The sequence below is a fragment of the Prosthecobacter vanneervenii genome, from assembly GCF_014203095.1.
In the GTDB taxonomy this organism is placed as follows: Bacteria; Verrucomicrobiota; Verrucomicrobiia; order Verrucomicrobiales; family Verrucomicrobiaceae; genus Prosthecobacter; species Prosthecobacter vanneervenii.
In genome coordinates this window covers 256,867-283,423 of record NZ_JACHIG010000002.1, presented here as the reverse complement: position 1 = coordinate 283,423, position 26,557 = coordinate 256,867, and the positions used below count along the sequence as shown (strand labels likewise).

The following is a 26,557-nucleotide window of genomic DNA, read 5'->3' as shown; positions in this document are numbered from 1 at the left end:
CCAGCCTCCCTACCTTGCGCTGGGTGTACCCCCAGCTCAATGCATCCTCGGCAGCACCTCGACCACATCGGCCAGCACTCGGCCGCTGCCGTGGCGCAGTTCGTTGCAGCGGCCGAAGAGGATCTGGCCGCTGGTGGCTCCGAGGAGGTCGGCGAGGCGCTGGTCCACGGAGATGCGGAAGTAGCCGCGTGGGTGGCTGGAGTGGGGCACCTGGTAGCGCTCCAGGATGGCACCAAAGGGCACCAGGCCCTCGAGCACGAGCTGCTGGGCCTCTTCAGGCAAAATGTCCAGATGGATGCCGATGGCCCCAAACTCCACCGGCATGCCGTCATTGCGCCGATGCAGCACGGAGGCGCGCACGAGGTAGTTGCCGATGCGGGCGCGGGCGGCCACGTCGAGGTCGATCTCGCTGGCATGATACTCCCGCAGGTGCGGTGTCATGTCCTTGTCGTGCACGAGGAGGAAGCGCTCCTGGTCTGCCAGCTCCTGGGGCTGCACAAAGGTCACGCGCGGGCGCGCGCTGCCGATGCCGTAAAAGAAGATCAGAGGAGCCAGAATGTCCTCGTCCTGCCGGGGTGCCTCATTCATCGCCGATGTGGGGGTGCGGTTGCGTCGGGGAGGGAGTGGGGCGTGGCTCAGGTGTAGCGGGCGTACTGGCGGTGCTGGGGCAGGAAGAAATCATGCAGCAGGCGGTCCACCTGCAGCAGGCCGTCGCGGCTGAGGGTCACGCCTTTGTCGTCCAGCGTGGCAAAGCCCTCCTTGGCGATGTATTCAAGCTGCTGCGCAAAGAACTGGCGCGGGTCCTGCCCGAATTTTTTCACGTAGTAGTCAAACTCGCTGCGGCCCAGCTTCAGCTTGAGGATGAACTCGCGCACAAAGCGGTCCTCCGGCGTGGTCTGGTAGGCGCGGAAGATGGGCAGCTGCCCGGCATCCACGGCCTGCATGTAGGGGCCCACATCGGCCTGGTTCTGGTAGTGCACGCCACCCAGATGGCCAAAGGAGGCCACGCCATTGCTCAGCAGGTCGGCCCCTTCCCAGAGGGCATCGCGATAGACGAACTTGATGCGCTGCGGGTCCTTCACCACGGTGTAGGCGCTGGTCACGGTGTAGCCGTCTTTCTGGAACTCATCAAAGGCGTAGCTGACCCAGTCGCGCTTGGTCTGCCAGTCGGCCACGGGGGCGGTGACTTTTCCTTCCGCCTTCATCTGCTGGTACATGGTGGTGTTGTAGGGCACCTCCATCTGGTAGATGGTCACGGCATCGGGCTGCAGGGCGATGGCCTTGCGCACCACCTCGCGCCAGTTTTCCCAGGTCTCGTTCATCATGCCGGCGATGAGGTCGATATTGATGTGCTCAAAGCCGAGCGTGCGGGCAAAGCGGTAGGCCTTCTCGATCTCGCCGCTGCGGTGGGCGCGGCCGTTGGTTTCGAGGATGTGGTCGTCAAAGTTCTCCACGCCCAGGCTCAGGCGGGTCACGCCGATGTCGCGGATGCCGGTGAGCTTCACCTCATTGAGCGTGCCGGGCTCGGCCTCAAAGGCCACCTCCTCCGCCTCGTCCCAGGGGATCATGTCCTTCATGCGGTTGGTCAGGTCCTTGAGCTGGGGCACGGAGAGGTAGCTGGGGGTGCCGCCGCCGAAGTACACGAAGTGCGCCTTGCGGCCCTTCAGGTACGGCTGGCTGGCAAAGCGCTGCATCTCGCGCATGCCGGCGTCGATGTAGGCCTTCACCTCCTGAGCGTTTTTGTCGGTATAGACCTTGAAGTAGCAGAAGTGGCAGCGCTTGCGGCAGAAAGGGATGTGGAAGTACACACCCAGCGGGATGTTGGCGGGCGCAGGCTGCTGCAGCACGGCCTCCACGGCAGGCACCTGATCGGGCTTCCAGAAGGAGAAGGGCGGGTAGTTGGAGACAAAGTAGTTTCCAGCCTCGGTCTGTTGGACCTTTTTCTCCGGAGCGGAAGTGTCGAGCGTGGTTTGCATGAGTGGGGGTAAGAAAATAACGGCTGCCGATTCTAGTTCTACGATCAAACTGTTCCCCGTCTGCGCAAATGGGAAATATTTCGCATCTCCTGCCCTGTCATGGCAGGACTGCGCATAGGACAAACACCCGCGCAACTGCCGCGCCCGGAGGGTTGTTTTCTGCCTCAAGCTCTGCATGAGTCTTTCCCTGTCCCGCCAACCATGCGCCACCTTGTCCTGCTTTGCACCACCTGCCTCAGTCTGCTGCTGCCCGCCTGCTCAGACATCGCCCCCAGCGCCAGCTTTCCGGGCGTGCGCACGCAGTTTGAGCGGGCCTTTGACACCGACCTGCTCTTCTCCGGCCGCATCTCCGCCGCGCCTTCGGGCTACCAGTCGGTGCTCAGCTTTCTCTCAAATGACGGCATCGCCAAGCTGGAGCCCGCCCAGCGGCCCACCGCGTGGATGATGCGCGCCATCTCCGAATGGCGCACCGGGCAGTACGCCAGCGCCCGGGCCAGCGCTGCCAGCGGACTGGCCGCCAAACCGGACGCACACTCCCGCGAGGAGGTGCTGCTGCGCCTGATCCCCGCGCTGGTGACCGACGCCGAGATCATCACCGCCTGGAAAGCCGCCGGCATGGCCTACACTCCCGAGCAATACCAGCCCGTGCAAACCACCTACCTGCAGGCCTGGCCCGCTGTGGAGGCCGCAGAGGCGGCGATCGACAAAGCCAGCACGCCCGAGGCCACCCGCAGCTACTTTGCTTATCAAAAGTGGCGCATGCTCTTCAACTGGGAGACCCTCATCGTGACCCTCAGCGGCGGCAAGCCCGCCGCCGATCAGGCCAGCGACAGCCTGCGCTCCCATTTTGACGGCCACGACCTGCTGGATGTGGCCGACGCCGTGCGCAAAACCGTGCCCCCCGGCGACACCTACCGCAAGATCATGGACGCCGAGATGGGAAGGCGGCAGTGAGGCAAGGGGCGGTCTGCGCGCAGGCAGCGGATGGCAATCTTCTAAGCAAGCACGGAGCGTTTTGGAGTGCGGTCGCGGAGGGAGGAACGACCGCAGCTACCGCTTTCGCAGGCCCGCTGGCGTACGGAAATCCTGAGTCCGCCGAAAGAACCCATTTGCGGGCCGGACGGCGGGCCAAGGCCGCAACCTCCCCGTAGTCCCCTGCGAAAGCGGTAGCTGCGATGCAGGCCTGCGCCTTGCATCTCCGCGACCGCACTCCATATGCCGGCTTTCGTGTGCCGGGCAGAGATGCCACATGCAGCTCCTGGCATGACAGGAGGCTGTGGTCTCCGGCGCTCATCCTGCCCCCTGGCATCATTTCTTCAGGGGGCATTTCTTGAAACTGCCTGCGCTCGGTGGTCAAACCAGTTGCGATTTGGGTCTGATGCGGTTGAGTGACATCAGTGCTCCGTGCTGCTCTCACCTCGGTTATTTTTTGACATGAAAAGCTCCCCGTTCATCCGCCCTGCTCTGACCGCCGCCCTGCTGGTGGCTGGCAGCCTGTCCCTCGCCGCCGCCCCCCAGGGCACCAAGGGAGTGGAGAATTTTGACCCGCTGGCCTTCCCCGGCAAGGTGGTGGACGACGTCATCGTGCCCGTGCCGAGCGAGGTCTTTTCCGTGCTGGACAAGCTGGGCGAGCCCAACTGGCAGGCCGAGCTGCGCAAGCAGGACATCCCCACCACCAGCGACCGCACCAAGCTCTCCCTCCTCTTTGGCTACACGGTGGCCGAGGGCTTTGTGGCCGTGCAGGCCCAGGACAAGGAGGCGGTCAAGGACATAGGCCATGACGTGATCTCCCTGGCCAAGAGCCTCGGACTCAGCAAGTCCGTGCTGCCCCACGCGCAGGCCATCCTGGACGCCGCTGACAAGGGCAACTGGAGCTCCATCCGCAAGGAGTTTGACCTGACCCAGAAGACCGTGAAGGACACCATGGAGCAGATGAAGGACATGGACCTCTCCCAATGCGTGAGCCTCGGCGGCTGGCTGCGCGGCACCGCCTCTGTGACCTCCGTGGTGAAGAAGAGCTTTTCCGCCGACCGCGCCGAGCTGCTGAACCAGCCCATGCTGGTGGAGCACTTTGTGAACGCCATCTCCAAAATGCCCGGCAGCACCCGCGAGCACGATGTGGTGAAGTCCATTCAAAAGGGCCTGGCCGTGGTGCAGGATCAGATGGAAGGCGCGGTGGACGGCTTTACCAAGGATGCCGTGAACCAGATCGGCAAGACCTGCGACAGCCTGCTGACCGAAATCCTGGCCAAGAAGTAATCCGCCTGCACCCGCCTCCCGCCCACGATCTCACCCCTGGAAGGAACATCCCCTCATGAAGTGCCCTCGCTTCTGCTCCCAAGCTCTCACCGCCCTGGTCGCTCTGCTGGCCTGCGCCACGCTGCTGCACGCCACCGTCGATGAGTCGCATGACTATGCCATGGAGGCGGCCACGCCTTTCGTCGAGCAGGGCTTCATCGTGCGTGAGGACTACTGGAATGGCGAGGTGAAGAGCGGGCAGAAGCTCATGATCACCCACCAGCTTTTCAAGGGCAATGAATACGCCTTCTGGCTGGGCACCAGCCAGGAAGGAGTGGCGCTGGACATGAAGGTGTACGACGAGAAAAACCAGCCCATACAGATCAATGCGAAGGCGGACAAGAACTTCATGAGCGCCCGCGTGAATCCGCCCAAAACGGGCACCTACAAGATCGTCTTTGAGCTGAAATCAAAGACAGACCCCAGCGTCCTCTGGGCGCTGGCCTATGGCTACCGCTGATGCCCGTCGAAACCCTCACGTACGAGACGCCGCAGTTTCTCCACAAGCTGCTGGGCAATGACCTCGGCAGCCTGCGCCTGATCGGAGACACCTTTGGCGTGGGCATCACCAGCCGCGAGGGCTGGGTGCGCCTGGAGGGGGAGGAAGACCAGATCGCCGCCGTGCGCGAGGTGCTGACCCAGCTGGAAAAGGTGCGCCGCAGCGGCGGAGAGGTGTCTGCCGGCATGGTGCGGCTGGTGGCCGAGAGCGTGCAGCGGGACACCGGAGACGCCCCGGCAGACGCCATCATGCAGCTGAAGCTGCTGGGCTCTGGCAAGCGCCCCGCCGTGCTGGCCAAGACGCGTGGGCAGATCGCCTACGTGCAGGCCATGCGCGAGTGCGAGGTGGTCTTTGGCATCGGCCCCGCAGGCACGGGCAAGACCTACCTGGCCATGGCCCAGGGGCTGCATTTCCTCAAAGAAAAGCTGGTCCAGCGCCTGGTGCTGACCCGCCCCGCCGTGGAGGCCGGGGAGGCGCTCGGCTTCCTGCCCGGAGACCTGAAGGAAAAGATCTTTCCCTACCTGCGCCCGCTGTACGATGCGCTCTACGACATGCTGGAGCCCGAGGAGGCGGAGCGCCTGATCGAGCGCGGCAGCATCGAGATCGCCCCGCTGGCCTACATGCGCGGGCGCACGCTGAAGAATGCCTTCATCATCCTCGACGAGGCGCAGAATACCACCACGGAGCAGATGCTCATGTTTCTCACCCGATTGGGGGAGGGGGCGCGCTGCGTGGTCACCGGAGATCCCTCCCAGGTGGACCTGCGCCGCCATGTGAAGTCCGGCCTGCGCGAGGCGGTGGAAATGCTCCAGGACGTTGAGGGCGTGCGCTTTGTGGCCTTTGCGCCCAAGGACATCGTGCGCCTGCCGGTGGTGCAGCGCATCATCGAGGCCTACCAAGCCGGACGAACTCGCAAAAATGAGACACAATGACCCATTTCAAGGGGTGGGTTGAAAGCTCCTTGTTTGTCCCCTGATGTGTGGTAGCCTCCCCTCCAGTCTCCTTCCAAACCCCCCCACATGTTCGAGTCCATTCGTCGTGCCCGTTTGCAACGCGAAGGGCTTTCCTGCGGTAAAACGCGCCGAAAGCACCAGGAGGGTGACCTCATTGATGAGATGCGCACGCACCCGGCGGGTGCCGTGGTGGCCTACATCTTCTTTTTTATCGGCCTGGGCATCCTGATGCGCCTGGGCACGCAGGTGGAGGACGGGCTGCCCGCCGTCACCTGGCTGCACATGCTCTACGCAGCGGCCATCGGCTTTGCCATGGTGGTGCATGAGCGCGTGGTGCTGCGCCCGGAGGTCTGCGACAATGGAGTGCTCGTGCTCGTGCTGGGCACCATCTTTACCCACCTGTCTCTCGTGCTGCTGATGCTGGACGTGTCCTCCAGCCTGAGCTGGGGCAAGACGCTGAAGGCCATCGTGCTGCCGCATGCCTTTGGGCCGGTGGTGCTCTCAGTGATCCTGGGGCGGCGCATAGGCCTCTTCGGGGCCATTTACGGCACGCTCTTCGGCGTGCTGGTGTGCATCTCCATCTCCGCGCCCACCTACATGGCTACATCGGCCCTGCTGGGCTTCACCGGCGTGCTGCTGACGAAGCGCGTGCGCCGCCGCAACCGCCTCTTCATGGCCGGGCTCTATGTGGGTGTGGTGGCCATGTTTTACTCGCTCCTGCTGCATGATGCCGCCGGAGTCATCATGGAGGAAAAAGTGGGCCGCATGGTGGGCCTGCCGCTGCTCATCGGCATCGTCACCGGCTTGGTCGTGGGCGGAGTGCTGCCTGTTCTGGAGAGCGTCTTTGGCGTGACCACGGATGTCTCCTGGCTGGAGCTGGCGGACCTGAACCACCCCCTGATGCGTCGCCTCAGCATTGAGGCCCCTGGCACCTACCACCACAGTCTCGTGGTGGCCAATCTCTCCGAAGCCGCTGCGGAAAACATCGGGGCCAGCGCAAGCATGTGCCGCGTCTGCGCTTATTTCCATGACATCGGCAAGCTCAGCAAGCCGGAGTACTTCATCGAAAACATGGACCCTGCGGACAGCCCGCACGAGGACCTGACCCCGCGCATGAGCGCGCTCGTCATCATCGCGCATGTGAAGGACGGCGTGGACCTCGCCATCAAAAACAATCTCAACGCCCGCATCATCGACGTCATCGAGCAGCACCACGGCACCTCGCTGGCCTTTTACTTCTACCGTCAGGCGCTGGAGCAGAAGGCCGAGATGGAGCGCCTCGTGAAGCTCGGCAAGGCCAAGGAGGACGACATCCCTCAGGTGAGCGAGGAGACCTTCCGCTACCCAGGCCCGCGCCCGCAGTTCAAGGAATCCGCCATCATCTCCCTGGCCGACGCCGTGGAGAGCGCCTCCCGCACGCTGGAAAAGCCCAATGCCTCCCGCATTGAGACGATGATCGACGAGATCGTGCAGGCACGCATGGTGGACGGCCAGCTGGACGAGTGCGACCTCACCATCGCCGAACTTGCCCGCATCAAGGCCAGCTTTGCCAAGACGCTGCTGAGCATGATGCACGGCCGCATCAAATACCAGAAGGCTCTGGAAACCCGGCCCAGCACGCAGGTGATCGTGCGCGACGAGCCTGCTGCCGCCGCAGATCAGGAAACCGCAGCCTCGGCGCTGCCTGCCGCATCCGCCAAGATCGTGGAGGCCTCCTTTACCTCTGACATACCGCCTGCCGAGGTGGTGGTACCGGTGAAGAAGCCCCGCAGCCGCAAATCCCCGCCCGCCTCCGCCGCCTGATGCCGCTGCCCAAGCTCCGTATCTACAACCGGCAGAAAGCCCACGCCATCCCGCTGCCCTGGCTGCGCCGCATCGGCAAAGCGGCGCTGCCTGGCTGCCTCGCCGCGCTGAAATCTCCCGACGCCCCGCTGGCGCTGCTGGAGGAGATTGAGATCACCATCGTGGATGACGCCGACATCGCCCGCGTGCACGGGGACTTTCTGGACGATCCCACGCCCACAGACGTCATCACCTTCCATCATGGAGAGATCCTCATCAGCGCCGACACCGCGCTGAGACAGGGCTCCGACCACGGCCAGCCCCTCGACCACGAAGTGGCGCTCTATCTCGTCCACGGCCTCATGCATCTGGCTGGCTGGGATGACCATGAGGCAGAAGAAGCGCAGGAGATGGCGCGGATTCAGGAGGCAGTGCTGAAGGGAGCGGTGGAGAAAGTGGCCGCGAAGTAGCAGCGCGCGGGCGGGAACGTCCGCGCTCGTAGGATGGGTGTGGCGACAGCCCGCCCGTCCACCAGCGTCTGGCAAGTACCGTGGCGTAGGAATGCGCTGATGGTCGGGCGGTTTGACGGAGGGTGGCGGTCGGGCAGGCGTGTGCTCTCGACGCCAAACACACCCCAACCTACGGCTCAGAAAGCCAAATGATCGAGCAGATCGATGAGTGGGAGGGCGTCATCGCCTTCCACTTCGTGCTCAGAGCCTCCGTCAAACCACGATGCATTCGCACTTGTGGCATGGATCGACACCCAAGGCCCGGAGTGGCCATCTCTGGAGCGAAGAGGCTCAAAGCTCACGTGATATTCCCGGTCTGAGGTGGTGAACCGCCACAAGGTGCGCGGCCCTGAAAGGGGATGATCTTTGTGGGAGAGCGCTGATCTCGCCTTGCGAAAAGCTGCCTCGACGACTTGAAGCTGAGAAGAAGTCAAAGGCGGTCGGGCGTGGACCGTTTGGAGCTGCGCAGAGGTCGGCCATCCTGAATTGAGGTCCCATTCGAGCCTGCAGGCGGAGAGTACCTTTTCATCCTCCAGCCGAGTCCCTGTTTCAGGATGATTTCCGCCCAGCCTTACGATTGCAACGAGCCCAATCGAAAGAATCACTGCCAGCAGCACCGCTGAGGGATTTCGGCTTTTGACGGCAGCTGGCGGGCGGGTTGACACAATCGACGAATTTGCTGCCAAAGCAGTGTCAGGCAAGACCTCATGCACCTCGCCGGATGGGACGACCATGAGGCTGAAGAGGCAAAGCAGATGGCACGGATTCAGGAGACGGTGCTGCGGGGTGCGGTGGAGAAGGTTGGCTCGAAGTAGGCAGCGCTGATTTGGAGTGCGGTTGCGAAGGGAGGCACGACCGTAGCTACCGCTTTCGCAGACCCGGTGGCATGCAGAAAAATGAGGCTGTCGAAAGCACCCACCCGTAGGCGGACAGTGGTCTGAGGCCACAGCAACACGCAACACCCCGCGAAAGCGGTAGCTCCGATGCAGGCTTGCGCCGTGCATCTGCGCGACCGCACTCCAAATATACCGCCAGCCTCACGCCTCCACGCTGTAGGTCTGCACGCGGCCCATGGGCTCCCAGTGGCCGGGTTTGACCTTGCCGGCGCCGGTGATGACCGAGGCCACCATGCCTTTGCCGTCCGCGGTGAAGCGGGCATTGGTCAGGCGGGACTTGGAGTCCAGGGAGGAGACGAGGCTGCCATCCGCTGCGCTGAAGACGGCCACATTCCAGGTGCCCTGCGCCTGCCTGCCTGCCATGAGGAAGTATTTTCCATCCGGGTGCCAGGCCAGCGCCTCCATGAGGCCGGAGCCGTGCTGGCCGTCCTTGATCTGATCGATTTTCCTGCCCGCGCGCCAGTCCCAGCGCTGCCAGGTCATCTTGCCATTGCCTGCCATGGGATCGCCCATTGGTCCCATACCACAACCTACCACCGCATTCCCATCTGGTGAAAAAGCCAGGCCGTAGATGCCGCCGGAGTAGTGGTGGGACTTGGTCGTGCCCCAGGAGGTGAAGTCAGGCGTGCTCCACTGCGCCACGGGCTTGCCGTCCTTGGCCTGCACGTCCCACACACGCACCTCTCCCATCATATTACCCGCAGCCAGGTGCCTGGAGTCGGGGCTGAAGGCGCAGCTCAGCACGGGCGGTGTGTGGCTGTAGCTGGCCACCAGCGCGCCGCTGGCGGTGTCGTAAATGCGCACGCCTGGCTCCGTCTCCGCCGCAGGCTCGTACTTCCAGCCGCCGGGCAGGTACTGTCCGGTCACGCTGGCCACGTATTTGCCATCGGGAGACAGCGCCATCTCCCAGCTCCAGAACTCATGCGCCTTCACCTCACGGATGGCTTTGCGCGTGGTCACGTCATGCCAGATCAGGCGGCCGTCATAGCCGGCGGAGATCAGCGTCTTGCCATCGGGCAGCAGCACGCAGCCGCTGGCGTAGGAGGTGTGCGTGGCTTCAAACTTCTCCTTCTTGCCGGTGGCCATCTCCACGGCATGCACGGTGCCGTCCATGCACGCGGCATAGACCTGCGCGCCGTCCGGGGTGGAGGCCAGGCCCAGCACACCGGCGGGCAGTTCATGTTGTTTAGTACGGGTCAGTTTCATGGTCGGCGGTCAGTCTCAGGCCAGGATGTCGCGGATGGGTTCCATCTTGTTTTCCACGCGGTGAAAGGTGGGCATGCCCGGCAGGTCATACTCCGCATAGGGATCGATCCCCAGCGCCGTGAAGATCGTGGCAAAGAGGTTCTGCTCACTGTAGGGCTTTTCGATCACGTCCACGCCGTCCACATCCGTGGCCCCGGTGACCACGCCGCGCTTCAGGCCGCAGCCGGTCATCATCAGGCTCCAGGCATTGGGGTAGTGCTCGCGTCCACGTGCTGCATTCATCCATGGGCTGCGTCCAAATTCCCCCATCGCAATCACCAGCGTGGAGTCCAGCAGGCCGCGCTCCTCCAGGTCGGTGATCAGGTGGTAAAGCACGCGGTCCAGCTCCGGCACGAGCATCTGGTGGATCTCGTGATTGAAGACATGGTTGTCCCAGTTCATACCATTGGCTACCATGACGAACGGCGCGCCATTTTCCACCAGATGGCGGGACATCAGCGCATGCTGGGCAAAGCTGCCCGGCCCGTAGCGCTCGCGGTCCTTGGCGGGGATCTTGTTCAGGTCAAAGAGGTCTGCGCTGGCAGACAGCCCCTTGAGGCGCTCAAAGGCCGCATTCTGGCTGCGCGCCACAGAGCTGCTGCGGTCGCGCTCATATTTGGCGGTGAGAAAGCGGCGCAGGGTTTCACGGGATTCACGATCATGCGCCGGGATGCTGGCGGCTTCCTCGTGCAGCATCTTGGTGTAGTCGCCGCCCAGGCGCACGGGCGCATGCGCCGCGCCCAGCCATCCGGCCCAGTTGCCCGCCTTGAAGCCTTCAAATTCATTCCCGCCGGGGATGGGGTCGAGGAAGATGAAATTGGGCAGCTTTGCATCCATCTGCCCCATGGCCTGGGAGAGCGTGCTGCCCAGCGTGGGGCGCACAAAGCCCGCGCGCTCCGGGCTGCCGCGCTGCAGCAGATTGATCGCCTGCAGGTGCTCGGGCTGGCCGGTCTTCATGCTGCGCACGATGTTCAGCTTGTCCGCGATGCTGGCGCACTTGGGCATCAGCCCGGAGAACTGAATGCCCGGGATCTTGGTGGGGATGGCCCCAAACGGCCCATTGCCTGGACTGCCCGGCTTCGGGTACCATGTCTCAAACTGGCTCGGCGCGCCGCACAGCCACAGCAGGATGCAGTGCTTCTGCTTCTTCTTCGTTTCCTCTGCAAAGACTGGATTGTGAAACAGCCCGGTAAAGCTGGCCGTGCTGGCCAGGGCCCCGCCCGTGAGGCCCTTCAAAAACAGCCGCCGGTGCAGCGTGTGCTCAGCCGTGGGGCAGCGGGGATGGGGATCGCGGAGGTTCATCAGTCAGTGGGGAAGGAGAGGGGAGGAAAGATGCATCACTTTACAGCACGGCGTCATCGTTTTTAGCAGTGAATCACCGGCTACGGCATGGCCATGAACTCCGCGCTGGTCAGCAGCGCCCAGAGGAGATCGCGGGTGGCTTCGGCGGGCTTGGCGGATTGGGCCTTGAGCAGGGCGGTGGCTGCCGTGGCTTCATCGGCGGCGGGTGGGCGGCTGTATATGGACTGGAAGGCTTCTTTAACTCGTGCACCTGCATCTGGCAGTGCGGTGAGCCTTGTGGTGATGCCACCCTGTGCGGCCTTCAGCAGCGCATTGATCGTGGGGGAGTGGGAGAGAAACTGCGCCTGCTGAAAGGTGGCGGTGTACTCCTTTGGCAGCACATCCGGCATCGCGGCGATCACCTGCCTGCGGAACTCATCATCATTTGGCGGCAGGTCCAGCGCCACGCGCCAGGAGCGTGCGAGCTGCTCCGCCGTGAGCGGGCGCTCCAGCATGCCGGCAAACAGCTCCGGCGCGGATGATGAAGCCCCCAGCGCATACACGCGGCTGCGCACGATCTGGCGCACCACGCGGCGGGTGTCGTAGTGGTGCGCGGCAAAGTCCTCCGCCAGCCAGTCCAGCAGCTCCGGGTGGCTGGGCGTGTTGCGCTCATTGATTTCGTCAGGAGGATTCACAATGCCGCGTCCGGTCAGCGCCGCCCACATGCGATTCACAAAGGCGCGTGCCAGCAGCGGATTGTCGTGGGTGGCGGCATCGGCAAAGGCTTCGCGTCGGGAGTATTTGGGCACGCGCACCGGGGCCTTGGGGTCTTCGTAGAGATCGGGCTTGTCCTCCTCCTTGGTTTCACCGCTGGGCCAGGTCTCGGGCAGCGTGCGGCCGGTGAGCATGGCCACCACGGCGGGCTGGGATTCCTTTTTGAGGTTGGTGAAATTCATGAACCCGCCGACGGCGCTCTCCGCCACACCAAGGCTGGCGTCCACGTTCTTGCTGCGGTTGAAGGCGGATACCAGACCCCAGTAGTGCGCCTGCTTGATTTCACGCGCCAGCGGGTGGTCATGGCACTGGGCGCAGTCGATCTTGGTGCCATACACCACCGGGGCCACGGCCTCGGCGATCTTCTGGTAGTCGTTCTTGCGCTCAAACAAAAACCACGCCGCGCCTTTGCGTTCCGGGCTGGGGTCAGGACGCGCGCAGAGGATGTCATACACCACCTCGTTCCACGGACGGTTGTCCTTGAAGGCCTTTTCCAGAAAGGTCCACCAGCCGGAGCCCTTGCGCCGGCCATCCGGATTTTGGCGAACCAGGCGACCCATCAAAAACGTGTCCCACAGCTCGCGCATGCGCACGGGGTAGTCGGGGGAGGCGAGCAGCTTGTCGATCAGCGCATCGCGCTGCGGTGCGGCCATAAAGGCTGCCAGCTCCGCCTGCGTGGGGATGCGCCCTGCCAGGTCCAGATACACACGCCGGCACCACACGGCGTCCGAGACAGGGGCGGCGGGCTTCACGCCAGCTTGTTTCCAGCCTTCTTCAACAAGAGTGGCGATGGCCTCTTCGCCGGAGGCAAACTGGCGCTTCGGTTTCGGCTGCGCCTTGATGGCCACAGGAGCAGTGGGCAGCTGGGAGATCCACTCTTTCACCGCCGCGCGATCGGCGTCGGAGAGCTGCTTTTTGGGCGGCATGTGCGGATCGGCCCCTGCCTGAAGGCTGGAGTAGAGCACGCTTTCCTCAGGTTTTCCTGGCAGCACCACCACGCCGTTTTCACCGCCCTTGAGCACCATCTCCGGGGTGTCCAACTCCAGGCCGCCTTTCTGCTCCAGCACGCCGTGGCATTTCACGCAGTTCACATCCAGGATCTGCCGCACCTTGCCAGACCACAGGGCCGCAGCATCGGCACCCGGCAGCGTGGGGGCTGCGGAGAGCGCAAAGGTGAAGGACAACGACGGAACCAGAGAACGGCGCAGCATGCAGGGGAAACAGGGTTTTGGGGAAGCCAAAACTACACCATCTGCATGCATTTCTTGCGCAGAATCGTCTGCACGCACACGCTGGGCTCGGACGGAGGGCTGGGGACAGCCTTCCCTACCTTGCGTTGGGCATGCGCATGCCCGGCGCGGGTAGGGCGCTTGGTCCTCCAAGCGCCGGGGTCTGTCACACTGAAGACACCCTGGCCATTCGCAGCTCAGATCTTCTTCTTCTCCCTTTCCGAGAGGAAGAGGAGGATGACCGGCTCTCGTGGGGGGAATGATTTCGAGCACACGCTGGGCTCCGACGACGGAGGGCTGGGGACAGCCCTCCCTACCTCGCCTGCACTGCACAGGCAACGCGATCAGCCAATGATCCGGGGCGGATTGCTCATGCCGCGTGAGTTGGGGCGAAGGGGGGCGGATTCCTCCTGGTCGTTCGCCTTGTAGTAGGAGCGGTGGTAGTAGTAGTCGTAGGTGCGGGCGCGGTGGGCCAGGCGGTTGAGCACGAGGCCGGTGAGCGGGATGCCGGTCTGGTAGAGCTTGCGGATGGCTTCCTGGACGATGTCGGTGGGGGTGCGGTTGCAGCGCACCACGAGGAAGGTGCTGTCTGCGAGCGCGCCGAGTTCCAGCGTGTCGTTGACCGGGATCAGCGGGGCGGTGTCGATGACGATGCGGTCAAAGCCAGCGGCAAAGGCCATTTCCTTGAGTCGCTCCACACCGCAAGTGGAGAGGAGTTCCGCAGGATTGGCCACGCGTTTGCCAGCCGGAAGGATGGCCAGGTGGGCGATGCCGCCGCTGAGGCAGACTTCGGAGAAGGAGACTTCTTCCAGCAGGAGGTCGATCACGCCTTTGCGGGTGCTGGGGATACCGAAGACATCCGCGAGCTGGGAGCGGCGGAGGTCCATGTCGATAAGCAGTGTGCGGAAGCCCTGGCTGGCCAGGCTGACGGCGAGGTGCGTGGAGACAAAGGTCTTGCCCTCATCCGGCACGGCGCTGACCACCATGTGGCAGGTGTGCGAGCTTTTGGCCATACGTGCGATGATGGCGCGGAATTCGCGGAAGTTTTCCGCCACGGCCTTGTGGGCCAGCAGCACGGGAGTAAGCCCTGAATGATTCTGTTCCTGCGCCTTCTGCGTTTCAGCCAGAACCGAGGGGCGGAGGTTGGCGATGGTGCCGAGCACCGGCACACGCAGCCTTTGGCGGGCATCATCCACCGAGCGGATGGAGCGGTCCTGCATGACGATGAGGCCGATGATGGCCAGGCCCAGCATGAAGCCGCCTGCGGTGGAACTTCCCACGACCTTCTTGGCATTGGGGGAGATGGGCTCTCCAGGAACCATGGCCAGCTGGTGCACCCAGATGGGCGGTGTTTCCATGCCTCTGGAAACGTCCACCTGCTTGATGCGGCTGAGCACGGACTCATACACGGCCTGGTCGGACTCCATCTCGCGCTTGAGCACATTGTACTGCACGGCCAGCTGTTCCAGATCGAGGGCGTCAGACTCCTGCTTTTTGAGCTGCTCCTGCAGTCGGCGTTCCATTTCGCGCGCGTGCTCGCAGCTGGACTCCAGCAGATGCATGGCGTCCGCCAGAACGACATTGAGCTGCTCCTCCTGGCTGTTGATGACCACCTGGATGGCTTCGTATTTGGGATGCTTGGGCTTGTAGCGTTCTGCGATCAGGGCAAGCGAGGCCTTTTGGGTCTGCAACTGGGTCAGGATGCTGGAGACTTTGGGATGGCTGGCAATAGTGGGGAGATTGAGCAACTCATCGCGGGGCAGCTTGCCTTCCTTGCAGGCCTGGAGCTGGGTTTCGAGCGTGAGGCGCTCCTTGGACTGCTGGTTGAGCTCGGAACTCAGCTCCTTGAGCTTGGTAAGCACGAGGTCCTTGCGCTCATCCAGGGAGATGGCCTGGTTGGACCGCTTGTAGTCGTGCATGGCCAGCTCGGACTTCTTGAGCTTTTCCTGCAGGCGCTGACCTTCGGAGACGAGCGACTGGACGGCACTCTGCATGGTCTTGCTCTTCTGGCTTTCCAGCTCTGCCACGAGACTGAGGACGGCCTGGTTGGAAAGGGATGCCACCTGCTCGGGCTCGGCTCCGGTCACGGCAAAGTCGATCAGGCGCGTATCCTTGCGCAGCGAAATGCGGATCATGGAGTTGATCATGAAGATGGCGTTGTCCTTCGCTTCTTTGGATGAGGCAGGATGTCCGCCAGCAAAGGCTGGAATCTTGGTGAGATTCAGCTCAGAGACCACCCGGCCCATGACCTCGCGGCTTTTGGCGGCCTGGATGAGGGTGTTGACGGATTTTTCATCCGCCAGGCTTGTCGGGGAGTTCACACCGTTCATCCCCAGCAGCGACTGCTGCTCGGAGCCAAACTGGGCCACACTGACGGCTTCATAGACAGGCTTCTGACGTTTAAAATAAGCGTAGCCAAGGATGAGCCCGAAGAGAGAGAGGGTGATGGGGATCCAGCTGTGGCGGCGCATGCCGTCCACGAGCTGCGCCGGGTTGAGCGCAGACTGGGGCTCTGCTTCTGCCTCCATGCGTGGCGGCATCTCATAAGCAGGGCGGGTGAGATTGAGAGAAGCTGGTTGCATGATGGTGAATTAAAAGAAGCTTTCCGGCACAGTGATGACGTCGTCTTCGTGGACATAGAACATCATGGTTTCGTTCCCCGAGGCCATGGCGTTTACGTCCACTTTGAAAATCTTCTCCTGCCCGCCGACCATGCGTTTTACGAGCACCTTCTTGAGGTTGGCGATGCGGGTGGGGCCACCTGCCAGCCCAAGGACCTGCAGGATGGTGAGGTTCTTTTCCACCGGCAGTTCATGGGAGCCGGGGCGAACCACCTGGCCGAGAATGGTGACGTGCTGGGAGGAATACTGCGAGACAAAGAGGTTCACCTCCGGGTGCACGAGGTAGTCCTTGCGGTACTCAGTCTCGATCAGGCGGGCGGCGGCAGACTGGCTCAGACCCTGGATTTTGACCGAGCCGATGAGCGGGCACTGGATGGTGCCGTCGTTGCGCACTTTGCCTCCAGCGGCCAGATCAGGCTCGTCAAAGACGGAGATCTGCACCATGTCCCCCTCCCGGATGAGGTAATCTGCAGGCGCTGCGGCTCTCTGCTGCAAATTGGATGCCGTGACGCCGTAAGGTGATGGAGAAGATGACGAACCCGCACGTGACTGGCTGCCATAGGCCTGCGCGGTGGTCTGCTGTGCGGGCAGTGTGCTGAGCAGGCCGCCCAGGCAGCAGAGCATGATGCAGATGCCACGAAGGCCGCTGCTTTTCCTGCTGGGAAGATGCCGAGGAGTGATCATAAAAATGGGGTGCGGGTGAAAAAATGATGTGTGGCTACCAGGTGCTGGTGAGGCCGGCGCCGACGAGATCGCGCACGAAGGGCTGTGCGCCGAAGCCCTTGGAATCGTTGTCTGTGTGCTGGTAGAAGACTTCCAGGGAGACATGCCTGCTGAGGGTATACTTCAGCCAGGGGCGCACGAAGAAGACGTGGTCGCGGCGGTTGCTGACCAGACCGGCGATGTATCTGTGATACTGCGAGTAGTCGTAGCCGATGTCTGTACCGATGGTGATCTTGGTGCCGAGCTGCTGCTGGATGCCAGCCAGCAGCCCCTGAGACTGGAAGAACTGGCCGGTCAGCGAGGGGGAGTTTTGCGCACGGGCATAGGCATTGACATAGATGGATGTCTTTGGACTCATGGCATATTTCAAGCCCAGCATTCCGACAGGCAGCGTAGCGTCCCCGGCGGAGATGGTGTGAAGGATATGGACGCCGCCTGAGCCGGTGATGGACAGCTTCTTGGAGGCTTCATACTCCATGCGCACCAGGTAGTCCTGGCCGGTCTGACGACCGCTTTGCTGCACTTCCTGGATCATTTCATTGAATTGAAGCCCAAGGCGGAAACGCGGGGAGAAGGCGTAATCTGCGAAGACTCCAAAGCGCCATGTCTGGGATGAGATGAGCGAATTGTAGTGAGTATGCTGAAGCTGGCCGGTGATGCCGACGCGCACTTTTTCAGTGGCCTCGTGCATGATCTGAAGCTGCGGGGTGAAATTAGTGCGTTGTGCCTGACCACCTACATCCAGGTCACCACCTGTCACCTTGTTGAAGAGTCCGGAGAATTTGAACGAGGTCTTCTGCAGGCGGTAGTTTAGGGAGAGGCTCAGGAACTGGTTGATGGAGTTCTGCTGGCTGAACCTGTCGTAGAAGTTGAACTGTGCATTGTAGTCCGCCAGAACCTGCAGCTTGGCCGTCTCATCGCCGTAGGAATACTGAAAGCCCGGGCGTGCGCTCCAGAGCATGTCATGCTGCGCGTTGACGTTGCGCAGAAACACATTGGAATCATAGCGCCAGGTGCCGGAGGCAAAGACGCGCAGCTTCCAGTTTTTGAGCAGCTTCATCTGATAGTTCATGTACTCTTCGAGGAAGAGGTCCTCGGAGTCCTTGGCTTCAGGATTGGCTACTTCGGTGGCGGGGCCTGCCAGTGAGGCCTTGGTGCCGGCGGCTGCATCACGCAGCGCGTCCTGGGCCAGGGCACCTGCGGAATGCAGCAGAGCACAGCACATCAGCAATGCCGCAGTGGATCTGAGGGGGGAGGGGCTTTGTGGGAGCATCGGCTGAATCAGGGGGTGTCCGCAGAGACCACTGGGAGCGGTTTCTGGGGGGTTGACATGTCAGGATTGGAGGAAGGGGTGTTGGGTGTGCCGGGTATGATGCCCGGGCCTGTGCCTGGGGTGCTGGGAGTGCCGCCGCCTCCGCCACCGCCACTGGAAGGGGTGACGATCTGCTGCTTGGACTGGGCCACCAGATTGCTGCCACCCGAGGAGGAGCCACCGGTGAGGTTGGTCACCTTGCCCGTATTGGTATCCACCAGCTCGGCCTCGATCTTGCCGCCGCGGTTGAAGAGCCAGATGACCGAGCCCTGTGGCACTTTGACCTGTCCGCCCACTTCGCCGTTGGTGGCAGCGGAACCCTTGCCGATGGTGACATTGCTCAGGCCTTCGCCGACCGCCACGATGGTGCGGCCTTCGTCGTGCTGCACAGTCCAGGTGGCGGTGACGATGATGACGGGAGTGCCAGCATCTCCTCCTTGCGCGGTGTTGCCGGCAGGCTGGGGCGGTCCGCCCATGTTGTTGACGATCGTGCCTTCATCTGTGACGACGGTAACTTTGACGGGGGGTGGTGGGCTGCCAGCGCCGCCGCCTGGACTGCCGGGAACGTTTTCATCCACATGAAAGAGGGCTTTGCCTGCGATGATGGTGCACATCACTCCGCCGCCGCCATCACTGTTGATGTCGGCCCTGTCAAAACGCACCTTGCTGTCCGGATAGAGGATGATGTGCAGGGTGGGGAGGGGTTTGAGAGAAGCGCCGGAGTCCGCGCCGCAGGAGATCACCGTGCCAGAGCGGATGGTGTCTCCTTTTTCGACCGGCTTTTCACCGCCTCCATTCAGGGAGATCATCACCACACCTTTGACCGCTGAGAAACGTGCGGTGACGGAAGTGCCTTGTTGAGCGCGGAGCGGGGATGGAACAGCGAGCAGCACCGCCGCCATTCCGAATGCGAACAGACCCTGCAGCCACCGTGTCCGGCCAGAGCTCGGCAGAGATGTGACATTTGCCATGATAACTCGATTGTTCAGAATCATTATCAAACATAGAGCAGACCAGCGGCCGCAGAGATACCTGCGTGACTTAAATCCGGTTAAGACTTTGCTTACTCTTGAAGGGCTTGAGCATTCATTATCCGACAATTAGCCCTTAAAAATCCTGATTCGGAATAAGTGTTGCCGCCTGCCCGACACTACGTGAGGCAATTTCCAGAGGGAAAGACCGTGGTGGATTAGAGTGATTACAGTTTTTTGAATCACGCTAATAATCTTGTCAAAGAACCTAATGTAAGATGGGGGCTTGGGCGTGCTGAAGCAGATAAATGGAGCTTGTGTATGGATTTTCTGCTTATGCGAGCATGGCTCTGCCATCAGTGGCTCAAACATGATGATCATTTCTGCCGCCCGGGCCCAGTCAGCGCTAGGCAGGAAGGCGCATCCAGCCCTGTTCAGCGCAGGCATCGTCTAGCGCACGCAGGGAAAGGCTGGATTTGGGCATGGCTCCGCCATCAGTCACAGGCTTTCGGCAGAGCGTGAGGCGGCCCGTCGTGTGGCTGCCTTTTCAGAGAATGCTCTGTCAGATCATGCGCTTAGGAATGCAGCACGGGCTGCATACGCATGGCCAGAGGGGCGCTCTGCTCTCTTGACTCGTCTTCATGGGTGCTGAGCCTATGTCCGTGACGGCTGGCTGTGGCGGTGTCCACGCCTGCGGTCATGGCGGCAAATCGTTCCCATTCAGACTCGACAAACTGATGGAATTTTTCACGGAAGACCTGGGCGCTGAAGCGTTCGGCATTCTGCCGGCATTGATCAGCATTCCACTGGCGGCTCTCAAATTCGGCCACCGCTCCCTGCAGAGATTCAGTGGTCTGTTCTCCAAAGAAAAGACCGGTCTGGTTTTCGACAACGGTTTCGAGCGCGCCACCACGGCCGAAGGCGACGACGGGTGTGCCGCTGGCCTGGGCCTCAAGCAGGATGATGCCAAAGTCCTCCTCTCCAGCGAAGACGAAACCGCGTGCGCGCTTGAGGTGGCTTTTCAGCACCTCCTGCGGCTGCCAGCCCATGACTTTCACATTCGGTCCGGCAAGGCGGCGCAGCTTGGGCAGCTCCGGGCCGTCGCCGATGACGACGAGCTGGCGGTCAGGCATGCCATTGAATGCCTGGATGATGAGGTCGATGCGCTTGTAGGGCACGAGGCGCGATGCGGTGACATAAAAGTTCTCCTTTTCCGTGCCGACTTCAAAGCGGTCGATGTTCACCGGCGGATAAACCACGGTGGCGTCGCGGCGGTAGACTTTTTCGATGCGGCGGGAGATGAAGCGGGAGTTTGCCATGAAGGCGTCCACGCCGGCGGAGGTGCGGCTGTCCCACATGCGGATGAAGTGCAGCATGCCGCGCACCAGCCAGGTCAGGGGGCCGCGATCCAGGCGTGACTCCTTAAGGTACTGCGTCTGCAGATCCCATGCGTAACGGATGGGAGAGTGGCAGTAGCAGAGGTGAAGCTGGCGCGGGCCGGTGATGATGCCTTTGGCAAAGGCATAACTGCTGGTGATGACCATGTCATACGGGCTGAAGTCAAACTGCTCGATGGCCAGCGGCATGATGGGGAAGCAGTGGCGGTAGTATTTTTTGCCGCCGGGGAGCTTCTGCACGAAGGAGGTTTTGACCGGACGGCCTTTGAGGAATTTCCGGTTTTCCTCGTCCAGTGCATCGATGAGGCTGAAGACATCGGCGTCCGGATAAACCATGAGCATCTGCTCCAGCACACGCTCGGCTCCGCCGTAAACAGGGAGCCAGTCATGGACGATGGCGACGCGACGTTTGGATTTGATGCTGCACATGGCTTGCGCTTCTTGGGGGGGGATTTTGGAGGGGGTGTTCATGCCACCTGATGGATCTGGGATTTGGTTTCTTCCGCTGCCTTAGGTGCGGGCGTGAGGCGGGCGGTCTGGCGGATGACGGACTCGATCTGCTCCTGAACGGAGCTGAGTGCGTAAACACGGCGCGCGGTCTGCTGTGCCTGCACAGACAGGCTGGAGGCGAAAGACGGCTCCTTTTGCAGACGAAGCAGCGCAGCGGAAAGCTCGGCAGCGTCTCCTGGCGCCACGAGCAGGCCGGTGTGCTCATGCCGCAGGATCTCGGCTGCACCGCCTGCGCGTGTGGCGATCACCGGTTTCCCGGCCAGCATGCCTTCGACGATGACACGGCCAAAAGGCTCCGCATGCACGGAGGCATGCACGACTGCATCTGCCATGTCAAAGTAGGGCAGGGTATCCGTCTTGAAGCCCGCGAAGTGGATGCGGCCTGCGAGCGCAGGCTCTTCCGCTGCAGTGTGCAGCTGCTGCGCATAACGGCGGTCTTCATCGGTGAAAAGCGCGTCTCCCAGCAGCACGGCATGCGCGCCGGGTACACAGCGCAGAGCCTCCAGCAGTACGTGCTGTCCCTTCCATGGAGCCAGCCTGCCTGCCATCAAGACGGCCCACGCATCCTGAGGAATCTGCAGTTCGGAACGAAGTGCGCGCACTGTTTCAGCAGAAGTGCGCTCTTCAGGAATGTGGAAGCCATTTGGAACCACGACGCAGAGTGATGCACGACCGCCACTGGCGATGAAAGCCGCCTTGGTGGCTTCAGAATTGGCGATGACGCTGCTGGCGCAGGCATTGGCACACCCGATGAGGGCGCGTTGATTGAGCCTGCTGAAATGACCGTCTGAGATGATGTCGTGAAGGTGGAAGATGAGCCTGCGGCCAGCCAGGCGTGCGGCGGGGCCGCCGATGATGAGGGCCTTGGCGGTGTTGGCATACACCACATCAAAAGCACGTGCGGTCTGCGCGATCTGCAGCACCAGATCCACGATGGCCGGGATGATGCCGAGCACGCTGCTCAGGCGAGCCTGTTTGTCCACGGCGGCAGCTTCGTCGCTGAGCTTGTGCACATGCGTTTTCACGCCTGCTTTTTCCAGGGCAGTGCGGAATTCGCCGTCTTGAAACAAGGCCACCTCGCTGTCTGCGGAGCGTGCGGAGACGATGTCCAGCAGCATGAGCTCTGCGCCACCGAGGCGTCCGGTTTGATCCAGGAAAAGCACCCGAGGCACGCTGCTTCCAGATCTGCGGCGTGAATGCCAGACATCCACCAGCAAGCCACAGCACAGGCCCACCACGCAGCCTACCAGGCCTGCGCACACATCATCAAGATCTCGCGAACGTCCGGGGATGCGCGTCTGCACGATCTCAAGGGAGACATTGAGCAGCGTCATGAATCCGGCCATGAGGCAGAGGCGCAGCAGCACCTGGCGCAGTGCGCCAAAGGCCAGCCAAACCGTCAGCCCCAGAAGGGCAAAGGCTCCGGCATTGAGCAAAAAATCCATGTGATCCACCTGCTCCGACAAGCGCACGGGCAGGAAGGTGAAGCGGCGGTTGCCCAGAGTGGGCTTGAGCGCCAGCCACAGGCCCGCGCCTAGCAGCAATGTGAGAAAGATCCGTGCGTTTCTTTTCATGGTGCTCATTCGGGCTGCCATCCGGCCTGACGGTACACTTCGCATGCCTCGCGTGCGATGCGGTCCCATGTAAAGCTGCGCAGCACATGCTCGCGGCAGGCTTTGCGTGTGGGGATCTGCAGCGTGCCATCCAGCCAGCCGCGCAGACCAGCGGCGATGTTTTCCACGCTCGTTCCCTTCAAGACAAGATCCTCTCCCAGCCCCTGTACGGTATCTGGCAGGCCGCCTACTGGAGTGACCAGAACAGGCGTGCCGCAGGACAGCGACTCCAGGGAGATGAGGCCAAAGCCTTCCAGTGCTGAACTGGGCACGATGGAAAGGTCTGCCGCTGCATAGACGGCGGGCAGCGTGGCGTCTGGCACAAAGCCGAGGAATTCCACGTTCTTTGACAGCCCGGCGCGCTGCACCTGCTGCTCCAGTTCACTACGCAGCGGGCCCTGGCCGCCGATCATGAGCTTTGCCTCAGGATGATCCACGGTGGCCTGTGCAAAGGCCTCAATGAGCGTCTCCAGCCCCATGCGCCGTGCCAGGCGGCGCACGCAGACGATGATCTTCTGCTTCTGCGGCCAGACGAGGCGCTGGCGTGCCTCTGTCATGTCCAGCGGCTGAAAGTGATCGATCTCCACGCCGCCTGGGATGATGTGCACGCGGTCTTGTTTGATGCCGTAGCCCTGGCAGAGCTGATCGCGAAAGGCTTTGGAAAGAACAATGAAACGATCGGCACGATGATATACGGCGCGCTCCAGCATGCGCTTGGCCATGACGGAGTAGGCTTTGCCGCCTTCGCGCTGGGATTCACTGGCCCAGGGACCGTGAAAGTGCACCACGTGCCCGTCCCAGCGCCTGCCGAGAAGGGCGGGCAGGGCATAGAGTGCGAAGTGGGAGGCCAGCAGCCTGCCACGGCGCGGCACCACGGCGGAGCGCACAGCCTTCCAGCGTTGCATGAGAGGCTTGTTGGCAGGACCGAGGCAGGTGGCCTTGTCAGAGTCGCCAAAGCCATAGGCGGCCACCCTCACGCCCTGGCGTGTCAGGGCGTTGTTCAGGCCGCTGAAGTAGCGGTCCACGCCTCCGGCGGAGGCTTTCAGATTCATGCCGAGCTGTGCTATCATGAGCTTTGCTCCACGTCGCCGATTTTGCGTGCCGGATTGCCGGCCCAGATTTCAAAGGGGGGAATGCTTTTGGTGAGTACGGAGCCTGCACCGAGAACGGATTTCTTTCCGATGGTCAGCGGAGTATTGGGACGCGCCACCACGATGCTGTGCGCGCCGATGGTGACGTCGTCCTCCAGCGTGATGAAATGCGGCGAGCCGATCCAGGTTTCCGCAGCGAGCGTGACATGGTGATAAATACGGCAGCCTTTACCGATGCGCACCTGCGGGTGCATGACGATACCGAGCGCGTAGTGCTCCAGGATCAGACCCTCTCCCACCTCGGCCTCGGCGGGCAGCAGGCATTTGTGCAGGAAGAAGTTCAACGTCTTCACGACGCGTGCGGGCAGCCGCCAGCCACGGTGCTGGAGGTCGCGGCTCCATTGCCAGAGCAGTTCAGGACTGTGCAAGCGCATGGCTGGAGGAAAGGGACTGTGGGTTTTGTGCGCGGTCGGCCTGCTGATTTTTGGCAGCAGCGCTGAAGGCCTCGATCATTTTCTGAGCCACGGCGGGGATGGAGATGTCCCGCTCCACCCAGTGGCGGCCGTTTTCGGCCAGCTGGCGGCGGAGCTTGGGCCCGCTGACGAGCTGGCGCAGCATGGTGCCGAGATGCTCGGAGTCGCGCTGCGTAAAGATCAGCCCACCTTCGCTCTGGCGGATGAGGTAGGGGATCTCCCCGGAGTCTGAGCCGATGACCGCCGTGCCGCAGGCCATGGCCTCGGGGATCACACGGCCAAACTGCTCTTCCCAGTTGGCCTGCGTCTCGGAAGGCAGCACGAGCATGTCCATGGAGGCCAGCCAGCGCGGCGTCTCGTGATGAGGCACGTAGCCTGCGAAGAAGATGCGGTCGCGCACACCCTGTGCGGTGAGCAGTTGCTCAAACTCCGCCTGAAACTCGCCGGTGCCGACGAGCACCATGCGCCAGTCGAGATCGCGCACTTTGCCCAGTGCGGCGGCGAGTGTTCGCAGGCCTTTGGGCTCGATGAGGCGGCCCACGTAGCCGATCACGGGAGAGTCAGATTTTGGAAAGCGTTCAGGCGGCGTGGAGCGCAGCCGAGGGTGGTAGAGCTCGGGATCCAGCGGCAGCGCGCAGACTGTCTGCCTGCCCTGATAACCCTTCGCCTTGAGCACGTCCGCCACACGGTCGGTGATGGGCAGAGCAAAGCTGGAGGAGCGGTAAACCATGGACTCCATCCACGAGAAGGGGACAGGATACTTTTTGTTGATGTTCTGGCAGGAGTAGAAGCCGAAGGGCACCCGGATGGAGTGGTTGTTGGCATGGCAGACCTGGGCTGTGGCCAGAGCGTAGGGCTCATGGTTCATGTAGATCACGTCCGGCTTGAGCTCGCGCAGAAAGCGCCGCCAGCGCATGCGGTAGGCGTGGAAGATGATGCTGCCGTTTTTCCACACGGCACAGCGGATGACGGAACCTTTCAGCTCGGCAGGAGACTCCTGACGCAGGGCATTGCCAAACTCGTCCTTCCACGCATCAGGAATGACGAGCGTGATCTTCCACCCAGTCTCGCGCTGGATGCGCGCGTAGATCTCCTGATTGAGCGCCGTGGCGCAGGAATGGCTGACGATGAGGAGGTGCATGGTGGTTTAAAATGAAGTCTTGCGCTGCTGTAGAGCAGCTTTGGTGCTGGCTTTGCGCGGCATTGCGAAAATAAATCTTTGTTTCCAGTGCTTACCTGGTGGCCAGACTTTCCTGGTAGGCATCCTCCGTCATCTGGGCGATGCGGTCCCAAGTGTAGTTCTGCTCCACTCGCAGGCGGGCATTTGCCCCCATCTGCCTGAGATTCTGAGGCTGCGAGCAGAGACGACGGAGGATTGAGGCCACGTGGGCCCCGTCATGCTCGACGAAGTCGCCGTTTTCCCCGGGAGTAATGAAGTCTTCTGTGCCATTGATCTTGGTGGCCACGACCGGGAGCCCGCTGGCGGCGGCCTCGATGGTGGCAAGGCTGAAGGCTTCATACCAGCTGGGGAACAGGAAGAGGTCTGATGCGCCTAGCGCTTCCGGCATGTCCTTGCGGAAGCCGCCAAAGATGATGTTGTCTGCAGCGCCGGTGTCGCGTGCCATCTGGGAGAAGCGTGCGCGGTCGGGATCATCGCCAGCCACATAAAGCGTCAGCGGCACATCTTTGAGATGTCCCATGGCCTGAATGGCAAAGTCGAGGCCTTTGCGCGCCCATTCACCACCAGCGAAGATGGCCACGAGCCGGTCTTGTGGGACGTTGTTCCGAATGCGCCATGCTTTGCGGGCTTCCTCGCTCAGCGGTTTGAAGCGCACGGTGTCTGCCGCATTGGGGACGATGCGCACTTTGGCGGGGCCGATGTCATAGTGCTTTTGCAGCTCCGAGGCCACGCCTCGGGAGACGGGCAGGAAGAGGGGAGCCTTGCGGCCAGGCTGGTGCTGATAGAGGCGCTTTTCAGCAGCGCAGGTGGCATTGAGGTACATCCAGCGCGTGAGACGACGAGCGGGTGAGACATTCTCTGCGCGGCCAAGGCGATCGAGGATCTGCTTCTTGGCGGGCTGGATGTTCTGGATGGTGATGACATTGCCGCGCTGGGTATTGCAGCCGATGCTGTGCACGATGTCATACTGGCCCGGGCGCACGCGGCGGTTTACCTCCAGATAGTAGCTGCCGAAGTCGATGACCTCCGCCCAATTCACACCCGGCACACGGTGCCAGGAGATTTGCGTGAGGTCCAGGTCCTCCGCCTTACGGGCGTAAAGGTGGACGTCATGCTTTTTTGCGAGCCTTTCGGCGACTTCGTTCACCGCGCGTGCGCTGCCGTCCCGGCGGTTGCAGTTGATCATGGCGTAGGCGATTTTCATGAGGGGTGGGGTTTGAGTTT

At 62.2% G+C, this 26,557-nt stretch carries 22 protein-coding genes; 6 read left to right on the top strand and 16 right to left on the bottom strand.

What is annotated here, in order from left to right; translation table 11 throughout:
• Positions 1-36: 36 nt before the first annotated feature.
• Positions 37-588 (bottom strand): hypothetical protein, encoded by a 552-nt coding sequence (locus HNQ65_RS06440; protein WP_184338674.1) that lies wholly within the window; start codon positions 586-588, stop codon positions 37-39.
• 47 nt (positions 589-635) lie between these two features.
• A complete protein-coding gene (locus HNQ65_RS06435; RefSeq protein WP_184338673.1) occupies positions 636-1,976 on the bottom strand; it encodes a coproporphyrinogen-III oxidase family protein in 1,341 nt (446 codons plus the stop codon).
• A 201-nt stretch (positions 1,977-2,177) separates the two neighbouring features.
• Between HNQ65_RS06435 and HNQ65_RS06430 the strand changes: the two genes are divergently transcribed.
• The 6 genes from HNQ65_RS06430 to ybeY all read left to right on the top strand — a co-directional run bounded on the left by HNQ65_RS06430 (position 2,178) and on the right by ybeY (position 7,978).
• Entirely contained in the window at positions 2,178-2,930 is a 753-nt protein-coding gene (locus tag HNQ65_RS06430) for a hypothetical protein (protein ID WP_184338672.1), read from the top strand.
• A 480-nt stretch (positions 2,931-3,410) separates the two neighbouring features.
• A complete protein-coding gene (locus HNQ65_RS06425; protein ID WP_184338671.1) occupies positions 3,411-4,235 on the top strand; it encodes a hypothetical protein in 825 nt (274 codons plus the stop codon).
• A gap of 55 nt (positions 4,236-4,290) precedes the next feature.
• Entirely contained in the window at positions 4,291-4,734 is a 444-nt protein-coding gene (locus tag HNQ65_RS06420) for a hypothetical protein (RefSeq protein ID WP_184338670.1), read from the top strand.
• Positions 4,734-5,705: a PhoH family protein gene (locus tag HNQ65_RS06415; protein ID WP_184338669.1), complete on the top strand. Its 972-nt coding sequence runs from the start codon at positions 4,734-4,736 to the stop codon at positions 5,703-5,705. Before HNQ65_RS06420 ends, HNQ65_RS06415 begins: the two co-directional genes overlap by 1 nt.
• Positions 5,706-5,792: 87 nt before the next feature.
• The gene (locus HNQ65_RS06410) at positions 5,793-7,529 is read left to right on the top strand and encodes an HD family phosphohydrolase (RefSeq protein WP_184338668.1); all 1,737 of its coding nucleotides are present in this window, start codon (positions 5,793-5,795) and stop codon (positions 7,527-7,529) included.
• A complete protein-coding gene (ybeY, locus tag HNQ65_RS06405; RefSeq protein WP_184338667.1) occupies positions 7,529-7,978 on the top strand; it encodes an rRNA maturation RNase YbeY in 450 nt (149 codons plus the stop codon). Before HNQ65_RS06410 ends, ybeY begins: the two co-directional genes overlap by 1 nt.
• Positions 7,979-8,154: 176 nt before the next feature.
• Here ybeY and HNQ65_RS06400 read toward each other — a convergent pair whose 3' ends face one another.
• The 14 genes from HNQ65_RS06400 to HNQ65_RS06335 form a co-directional block, all read right to left on the bottom strand.
• Complete coding sequence (locus HNQ65_RS06400) at positions 8,155-8,751, bottom strand: hypothetical protein (protein WP_184338666.1); 597 nt, start codon at positions 8,749-8,751, stop codon at positions 8,155-8,157.
• Between the two features lie 303 nt (positions 8,752-9,054).
• Entirely contained in the window at positions 9,055-10,119 is a 1,065-nt protein-coding gene (locus tag HNQ65_RS06395; RefSeq protein ID WP_184338665.1) for a WD40 repeat domain-containing protein, read from the bottom strand.
• Positions 10,120-10,134: 15 nt separating this feature from the next.
• Positions 10,135-11,460 (bottom strand): DUF1501 domain-containing protein, encoded by a 1,326-nt coding sequence (locus HNQ65_RS06390; RefSeq protein WP_184338664.1) that lies wholly within the window; start codon positions 11,458-11,460, stop codon positions 10,135-10,137.
• 80 nt (positions 11,461-11,540) lie between these two features.
• Complete coding sequence (locus HNQ65_RS06385) at positions 11,541-13,424, bottom strand: DUF1549 domain-containing protein (protein WP_184338663.1); 1,884 nt, start codon at positions 13,422-13,424, stop codon at positions 11,541-11,543.
• Positions 13,425-13,786: 362 nt separating this feature from the next.
• Positions 13,787-16,024 carry a GumC family protein gene (locus HNQ65_RS06380; protein ID WP_184338662.1) on the bottom strand — a complete coding sequence of 746 codons (2,238 nt, stop codon included), beginning with the start codon at positions 16,022-16,024 and terminating at the stop codon, positions 13,787-13,789.
• A gap of 9 nt (positions 16,025-16,033) precedes the next feature.
• Positions 16,034-16,747 (bottom strand): polysaccharide biosynthesis/export family protein, encoded by a 714-nt coding sequence (locus tag HNQ65_RS06375; RefSeq protein WP_221306057.1) that lies wholly within the window; start codon positions 16,745-16,747, stop codon positions 16,034-16,036.
• 34 nt (positions 16,748-16,781) lie between these two features.
• A complete protein-coding gene (locus HNQ65_RS06370) occupies positions 16,782-18,059 on the bottom strand; it encodes a porin family protein (protein WP_184338660.1) in 1,278 nt (425 codons plus the stop codon).
• Positions 18,060-18,067: 8 nt separating this feature from the next.
• On the bottom strand, positions 18,068-18,907 hold the full coding sequence (locus HNQ65_RS06365; RefSeq protein ID WP_221306056.1) for a hypothetical protein: 840 nt from the start codon (positions 18,905-18,907) through the stop codon (positions 18,068-18,070).
• A 737-nt stretch (positions 18,908-19,644) separates the two neighbouring features.
• Positions 19,645-20,895 (bottom strand): glycosyltransferase family 4 protein, encoded by a 1,251-nt coding sequence (locus HNQ65_RS06360; RefSeq protein WP_184338658.1) that lies wholly within the window; start codon positions 20,893-20,895, stop codon positions 19,645-19,647.
• Positions 20,896-20,933: 38 nt separating this feature from the next.
• Positions 20,934-22,550 carry a glycosyltransferase gene (locus tag HNQ65_RS06355; protein WP_184338657.1) on the bottom strand — a complete coding sequence of 539 codons (1,617 nt, stop codon included), beginning with the start codon at positions 22,548-22,550 and terminating at the stop codon, positions 20,934-20,936.
• Positions 22,551-22,555: 5 nt separating this feature from the next.
• Entirely contained in the window at positions 22,556-23,659 is a 1,104-nt protein-coding gene (locus HNQ65_RS06350) for a glycosyltransferase family 4 protein (RefSeq protein WP_184338656.1), read from the bottom strand.
• A complete protein-coding gene (locus HNQ65_RS06345; protein WP_184338655.1) occupies positions 23,656-24,114 on the bottom strand; it encodes a DapH/DapD/GlmU-related protein in 459 nt (152 codons plus the stop codon). The genes HNQ65_RS06350 and HNQ65_RS06345 overlap by 4 nt, the downstream gene beginning before the upstream one ends.
• A complete protein-coding gene (locus HNQ65_RS06340) occupies positions 24,095-25,294 on the bottom strand; it encodes a glycosyltransferase (protein WP_184338654.1) in 1,200 nt (399 codons plus the stop codon). Before HNQ65_RS06340 ends, HNQ65_RS06345 begins: the two co-directional genes overlap by 20 nt.
• Positions 25,295-25,385: 91 nt before the next feature.
• A complete protein-coding gene (locus tag HNQ65_RS06335; RefSeq protein WP_184338653.1) occupies positions 25,386-26,537 on the bottom strand; it encodes a glycosyltransferase family 4 protein in 1,152 nt (383 codons plus the stop codon).
• Positions 26,538-26,557: the final 20 nt, after the last annotated feature.

Excerpts from the sequence above, each read along its gene's own strand:
- HNQ65_RS06435 (WP_184338673.1), bottom strand. The coding sequence starts at position 1,976 with ATGCAAACCACGCTCGACACTTCCGCTCCGGAGAAAAAGGTCCAACAG.
- HNQ65_RS06420 (WP_184338670.1), top strand. The coding sequence starts at position 4,291 with ATGAAGTGCCCTCGCTTCTGCTCCCAAGCTCTCACCGCCCTGGTCGCT.
- HNQ65_RS06350 (WP_184338656.1), bottom strand. The coding sequence starts at position 23,659 with ATGATAGCACAGCTCGGCATGAATCTGAAAGCCTCCGCCGGAGGCGTG.
- HNQ65_RS06355 (WP_184338657.1), bottom strand. The coding sequence starts at position 22,550 with ATGAAAAGAAACGCACGGATCTTTCTCACATTGCTGCTAGGCGCGGGC.
- HNQ65_RS06375 (WP_221306057.1), bottom strand. The coding sequence starts at position 16,747 with ATGATCACTCCTCGGCATCTTCCCAGCAGGAAAAGCAGCGGCCTTCGT.
- ybeY (WP_184338667.1), top strand. The coding sequence starts at position 7,529 with ATGCCGCTGCCCAAGCTCCGTATCTACAACCGGCAGAAAGCCCACGCC.
- HNQ65_RS06370 (WP_184338660.1), bottom strand. The coding sequence starts at position 18,059 with ATGCTCCCACAAAGCCCCTCCCCCCTCAGATCCACTGCGGCATTGCTG.
- HNQ65_RS06400 (WP_184338666.1), bottom strand. The coding sequence starts at position 8,751 with ATGGTCGTCCCATCCGGCGAGGTGCATGAGGTCTTGCCTGACACTGCT.
- HNQ65_RS06385 (WP_184338663.1), bottom strand. The coding sequence starts at position 13,424 with ATGCTGCGCCGTTCTCTGGTTCCGTCGTTGTCCTTCACCTTTGCGCTC.
- HNQ65_RS06425 (WP_184338671.1), top strand. The coding sequence starts at position 3,411 with ATGAAAAGCTCCCCGTTCATCCGCCCTGCTCTGACCGCCGCCCTGCTG.
- HNQ65_RS06395 (WP_184338665.1), bottom strand. The coding sequence starts at position 10,119 with ATGAAACTGACCCGTACTAAACAACATGAACTGCCCGCCGGTGTGCTG.
- HNQ65_RS06360 (WP_184338658.1), bottom strand. The coding sequence starts at position 20,895 with ATGTGCAGCATCAAATCCAAACGTCGCGTCGCCATCGTCCATGACTGG.
- HNQ65_RS06440 (WP_184338674.1), bottom strand. The coding sequence starts at position 588 with ATGAATGAGGCACCCCGGCAGGACGAGGACATTCTGGCTCCTCTGATC.
- HNQ65_RS06345 (WP_184338655.1), bottom strand. The coding sequence starts at position 24,114 with ATGCGCTTGCACAGTCCTGAACTGCTCTGGCAATGGAGCCGCGACCTC.
- HNQ65_RS06335 (WP_184338653.1), bottom strand. The coding sequence starts at position 26,537 with ATGAAAATCGCCTACGCCATGATCAACTGCAACCGCCGGGACGGCAGC.
- HNQ65_RS06390 (WP_184338664.1), bottom strand. The coding sequence starts at position 11,460 with ATGAACCTCCGCGATCCCCATCCCCGCTGCCCCACGGCTGAGCACACG.
- HNQ65_RS06340 (WP_184338654.1), bottom strand. The coding sequence starts at position 25,294 with ATGCACCTCCTCATCGTCAGCCATTCCTGCGCCACGGCGCTCAATCAG.
- HNQ65_RS06410 (WP_184338668.1), top strand. The coding sequence starts at position 5,793 with ATGTTCGAGTCCATTCGTCGTGCCCGTTTGCAACGCGAAGGGCTTTCC.
- HNQ65_RS06380 (WP_184338662.1), bottom strand. The coding sequence starts at position 16,024 with ATGCAACCAGCTTCTCTCAATCTCACCCGCCCTGCTTATGAGATGCCG.
- HNQ65_RS06365 (WP_221306056.1), bottom strand. The coding sequence starts at position 18,907 with ATGATCTCCCTGAATGGAGGCGGTGAAAAGCCGGTCGAAAAAGGAGAC.
- HNQ65_RS06415 (WP_184338669.1), top strand. The coding sequence starts at position 4,734 with ATGCCCGTCGAAACCCTCACGTACGAGACGCCGCAGTTTCTCCACAAG.
- HNQ65_RS06430 (WP_184338672.1), top strand. The coding sequence starts at position 2,178 with ATGCGCCACCTTGTCCTGCTTTGCACCACCTGCCTCAGTCTGCTGCTG.